The sequence below is a fragment of the Roseobacter weihaiensis genome (genome assembly GCF_020622345.1).
Classification (GTDB): Bacteria; Pseudomonadota; Alphaproteobacteria; order Rhodobacterales; family Rhodobacteraceae; genus Roseobacter; species Roseobacter weihaiensis.
Genome location: NZ_JACNMO010000059.1, coordinates 1 through 4,728, shown reverse-complemented (window position 1 = coordinate 4,728; position 4,728 = coordinate 1). Strand labels below are relative to the sequence as shown.

The 4,728-nt window shown below is 56.2% G+C and carries 5 protein-coding genes; 2 read left to right on the top strand and 3 right to left on the bottom strand.

The window, feature by feature from the left end; all coding sequences use genetic code 11:
* Nucleotides 1–429: 429 nt before the first annotated feature.
* Nucleotides 430–999, top strand: coding sequence for a GNAT family N-acetyltransferase (locus tag H7847_RS26375; RefSeq protein ID WP_227272661.1), 570 nt, complete (start codon nt 430–432; stop codon nt 997–999).
* Nucleotides 1,000–1,379: 380 nt separating this feature from the next.
* On the opposite strand, the gene H7847_RS26370 is transcribed toward H7847_RS26375, so the two are convergent.
* Nucleotides 1,380–2,114, bottom strand: coding sequence for a sulfite exporter TauE/SafE family protein (locus H7847_RS26370; RefSeq protein ID WP_227272659.1), 735 nt, complete (start codon nt 2,112–2,114; stop codon nt 1,380–1,382).
* An 89-nt stretch (nt 2,115–2,203) separates the two neighbouring features.
* Nucleotides 2,204–2,953, bottom strand: a complete 750-nt coding sequence (locus tag H7847_RS26365; RefSeq protein WP_227272657.1) for a sulfite exporter TauE/SafE family protein — start codon at nt 2,951–2,953, stop codon at nt 2,204–2,206.
* A gap of 74 nt (nt 2,954–3,027) precedes the next feature.
* Here H7847_RS26365 and H7847_RS26360 point away from each other — a divergent pair, with 74 nt between their 5' ends.
* The gene (locus H7847_RS26360) at nt 3,028–3,741 is read left to right on the top strand and encodes a FadR/GntR family transcriptional regulator (RefSeq protein WP_227272655.1); all 714 of its coding nucleotides are present in this window, start codon (nt 3,028–3,030) and stop codon (nt 3,739–3,741) included.
* 100 nt (nt 3,742–3,841) lie between these two features.
* Here H7847_RS26360 and H7847_RS26355 read toward each other — a convergent pair whose 3' ends face one another.
* Nucleotides 3,842–4,366: a hypothetical protein gene (locus H7847_RS26355; RefSeq protein ID WP_227272653.1), complete on the bottom strand. Its 525-nt coding sequence runs from the start codon at nt 4,364–4,366 to the stop codon at nt 3,842–3,844.
* Nucleotides 4,367–4,728 lie beyond the last annotated feature (362 nt).

Genomic DNA, 4,728 nt, shown 5'->3' with positions numbered 1-4,728 from the left:
AAAGCTCACTGCTCAATTTGAAGCGCGAGACAAAGCGGGGCGCTCCACGTCCATTCCGACACATGCGTGCAGCGGCCCAACCGAACCGGGCCTACAATGACTGCGAAGAGAAGCGTGACCCGGATGAAGGACAGCGATCCCTATAGGACGGAAATGACACAATGAAATGAACTTGACCCAAACGCCCGATTAGAGAAGTACCAATTCGCTGCGGCTGCGCGAATATCCGGTTCAATAAGCAACAGTCGCTTTCCTTCATCTTTCCAACGTGGTATCGACAATCATGGCTTTGACAATGAAGCACACGCACCTGACGGCCCATTTCGTATGGGGTCGGGAGGCGTGCGCGGCATAGGCCGATAAACCTCCAAACGACCCTGCCTTATGGAGCGGGGTCATCGCTCCTTCGGCTGACTGAGGAGCAGACACATGACGGAACCCCAGAACTCAGACATAAGCAACAGCGCCGCTCGACGGCCGAAATATGACGTTCCCAGCGGCGTCATCATCCGGGCGGTTGAACCCGAAGATGCCACCGGCGTTACTGCCCTTGCGAACTTGCCCGGATATCGTTGGGGGACAATGCGGTTGCCCTATCAGAGTGTAAGCGCCACAAGGGAAAAGATGTGGACCGGGGGCACTGGGCTTGTTGGTCTGGTCGCGGTGCAGGAAGATAAGATTGTCGGCATGGCCACGCTCAGGCGTTTCGAGGGTCGGCGTTCGCACGTTGGGACTATCGGCATGGGCATACATGACGCATACGTCGGGAAGGGCATCGGAACGGCGTTGCTATCAGCGTTGGTAGACGTTGCGGATGATTGGTGGGCGCTGCGACGCGTGGAATTGACCGTCAATGCGGATAACACTCGGGCAATCAATTTGTATAAACGAATGGGGTTTGAGCAAGAAGGCCTACTTCGCGACTATGCGCTGCGTGGAGGCGTTTTTGTTGATGCCATTAGTATGGCGCGATTGAGGGGATCGGCCATCCATACATAGTGCAGCATCGGTCAATCTGGGCTCACTTCCCGGTTTCGCCGCTCTTGGCATGAACGGCGGTTGCCAAAATGCTAACGACGAGGTGCCGGATCAAGCGGTGAAAAGTCAAGAGATTGGCCGTTTTGGTGAACAGCCGGTCTCACGACGCCCTGGCCGGGCTGCGTGCTGCGGTGGCATTCGGCGGCTGAGAGCCCAACCTATAAATTCGATTTTCTCGCCGCGTGCGCTCGCAGCGCGGAAATCGCTGCACGTGCTCACATCATGACGCCGCGCGGCGGCAGAGATACCGGCCATTCGCCGCAAGCGCAAAATCTTACCACGGTCGAATACACAGTCTGCGGACTTTGCGAGCCTTCGCTGCGTGCGCCCCAATGGCTGCTTTAGAAACTCCGCCAAAGCAAAGCCAGAGCCGAGCATGTCGCTAGCCCAAGCGCCCAAGGCCGGATCGCGCCACGTTCAAACCGAACCGCCAGCGGTTTTGACACCCAAAGCGCGATTGGCACAAGGGGCGCGAGAGTGGCGGCAAATGCGACTTGTGCAAGTGTGAGAACCCCGGCAATCGAAAGCGCGATGATCGCAACAAGCGTTCCGAATCCGTAGAATGCGTTTTGTGTTGCCGCCGACCTGCGCGTTTCAACTTTGGAGTACAGTATGGCCATCGGGGGTGCGCCGATGCCTGTCAGGGTTCCCATAATGCCACCCACGGCACCCGCAACAAACAAGGAGCCGGTGGTGATCGGAAACGAAAGCCCGAGTAGCGTTAGCACAACAGCGAACAGAACAATGAATCCCACGATGATTGCGAGCGCGTCCGTGCCGACAACAGCCGTGGCAATGTAGGCGGCGATGCCTGCCCCCAGAATACGCCCGGCAAAGCCGGGTGGCAGGTCTTTCCACTGTACCGAGCCGCGCGTGTTCAGCATAGCGCCTGACCCAATCACAAACCCGACGAGAAGCACCGTCCCCGGCACCCATTCTGGCGCAACAAGTGCCATGACGGGGGCCGCAAACATGCCGTATCCCGCGCCTGATAGTCGTTGAACAAGGGTGCCAAAGAAGACCGTGACCGCACAGATCACCCACGGTCCAAATTCGGGTAGGAGTGTTTCAGGCATTCTTGTGGGTCTCTCTTAGATTGGGTTCTTCGTCAGTGACGTCAGGCAAGCCCTCGCAATTGGGCGTCTTTCAAGTTGTACGGAACGGATCACACAACGAAAAATATGACTGGCATCACAGCTCCTATGGCGACAATGACACCGCGCAGAATGTCCATCCGCGTCATTTGGCGCACAAACCATGATGTGACATATGCCCCGCATATATTGGCGAGGGCCATGGGAATGGCTGCCTCCCACGCAATGAGGTCTGCGGTCATGAATGTGGCAACGGATAGTGTGGATAGAATGGACGCGAGCAGGTTCCTTAGCCCATTCATCCCATGAATGTTGCGGTAGCCCTGTAGCGCAAGTGCGGCGAGCATGATGATGCCCAGCCCGCCGTTGAAATAGCCCCCGTATGTTGTGACCAACACAAGCACGGTGACGGCCATTGCTGTTGAGCGCGTGCCGATGGTGCCGCCCTCAGATAGCTTTTGAAGGTGGGGAGCAAATGCAAACAAGAACGTCGCCGTCAGCAAAAGCCATGGGACAAGCGCCAGAAACGCATCAGGCGACGTCACGATAAGAAGGACTGCACCTAATACGCCGCCGAATGCCGCTATCATGATGATCGTTCCAAGTCGCAGGACGCCTTCGGCGCGAATATCGCGGCGATAGGCCCAAACACTTGCAATGTAGCCCGGCACGGCCATCGTTGTTGCCGTCGCATTTGCGACAACCGGCGGTATCCCAATCCATATCAGAACAGGCAGCGTGACGAAGGTTCCACCGCCCGCAATGGCGTTCAATGCACCACACAGAAACCCGGCAGCAACGATGACAACTAGCTCGACCACATCAATTCCTTCGATCCCTTTCGAAAGCCTCTATCAGCCTGTTACATTGGTCTCAAAATTGGTCTGGATTTGTCATGCAGTATACAAAAGCGGCAACAGCGCTCGCCAAACTTAGGGAATTTGTGAGGACCGGCGAGTTGGCCGTCGGTGACAGGTTACCGCCTGAACGGGTCTTGGCGCAGCAGTTCTCATGCAGCCGTGAGACCTTGCGGCGTGCGATCCTTGTTTTGGAGCAAGAGAACGAGATTTGGCGTCATGTGGGCCAAGGGACATTCTATGGCCCAAGGCCCGCCACAGCACTGCTGAGGGAAAGCCTAACGGTTCAGGCCACATCCGTTCAGGAGTTGGTACAGGCGCGATACCTGATCGAGCCAGTGGTGGCAGCGGAAGCCGCCCGCAGAGCGACCGCGCTTGATATTGCAAAGTTGAACGAGTGTATCGCGGTAGGGCGTGACGGCCCAGACAGGTTCGAATGTCAGAAAGCAGATGACATCTTTCACCAGACCATCGCGACGGTCGCAAGAAATCCGTTCCTGTCTTCGATCCTGACTTTTCTTTCAGAAGCGAGGCGTCGATCGTCATGGCAGTCACAATGGGATCGCACGTATCGGCACATTGGCATCAAAGAGTTCAAGGGGCAGCACAGTGACCAACATCAGCGCATCGTTGATGCAATTGAACGCCAAGACCCCAAAGCAGCAGAGGCTGAAATGCGCATCCATCTAGAAGCTATAATCGAGGCCCTTCAACTTGCGCCAGGATCACCGCAGTTCTCTAACTCAGGTTAGCGGTCGTTCATGCATCGTGCAGCATCAGGTAGATTGGGCTCACTGCCGACCTGCGGAATTGCGGCAGCAGGGTTGCAAAAAATTGGAAGATCCTCGGATGTCAGCGGTCCATCCAACTTCGCCCCCTGCTACCGCCTCTGGCAACTTTTGGCTGCCTTACAGTTCTATTCTGAAAGACACCGCTGCACTTTTGGCAGCACAAGGCCGCCGCCCTTTGCTGCAGTGGGATGAACCGCTTATCGGTTTCAAAGCATTCCGCACAAATGTACTCCGGCGTCTCATTGATCTTCAGATCCTTAAGTATCTTGAGCACAACGCCTCCTTCGGGAAATGTGTGGAATGTGTACTTGGCGCGGCGATCTGCAATTTCGTCTTGCTCTTCCGCACTGCGCTTGATCTCGAGAAGTTTCTCGCGTGCGTCTTGAAGTGCCTCTCGGTGACCAATGTTCTCATCCCGCAAATCTTGAACCAGTTCTCTCAACGCGGTCACATCAATGTCCTTCTCGCCGGAACCGCGCCCAAGCATACCCTGTATCGACTTGATGGTTTCCGCACCCGCTTTGACGGTCTTGAGGCCAGTGTCTGTGGCGCCGATCGCAGCGAGAATAGTGGCAAGTTCAATCATATTGATTCCCTTTCAAAATGCACTGACCGCATCCTAGCTCTGGAAGCTCGTTCCGAAACCCGGACTAATGCTTCTTTGCGGTTCATTTCGGTCTGTTGCAGTTCAGTAGGGCGCGTTCCGTGACCGCCCCCGTCTCACAATTCGAATGGGAAGCGCAGAGGCGCGCTGCGATGGACGCCGTTCTAAACCTCGCGCCGGCGGAAATCAGAGCGGTTCAGGACAATGACCTTGCAAGGTTCTCTATCTGCGGCTTCGATTTCAAGGACGGATTTAGGTCGCATCGGGCTCATGGTTCTCTCCGGGGTCGAACGTGCCGCCCCATAATGGCGTCGGTGACGGGATGCCTTCTAGAAGTCCGCTGC

What these genes read in the sequence shown, in the direction of transcription:
- H7847_RS26375 (WP_227272661.1), top strand. Translation starts at nt 430, where the DNA reads ATGACGGAACCCCAGAACTCAGACATAAGCAACAGCGCCGCTCGACGG.
- H7847_RS26370 (WP_227272659.1), bottom strand. Translation starts at nt 2,114, where the DNA reads ATGCCTGAAACACTCCTACCCGAATTTGGACCGTGGGTGATCTGTGCG.
- H7847_RS26360 (WP_227272655.1), top strand. Translation starts at nt 3,028, where the DNA reads ATGCAGTATACAAAAGCGGCAACAGCGCTCGCCAAACTTAGGGAATTT.
- H7847_RS26355 (WP_227272653.1), bottom strand. Translation starts at nt 4,366, where the DNA reads ATGATTGAACTTGCCACTATTCTCGCTGCGATCGGCGCCACAGACACT.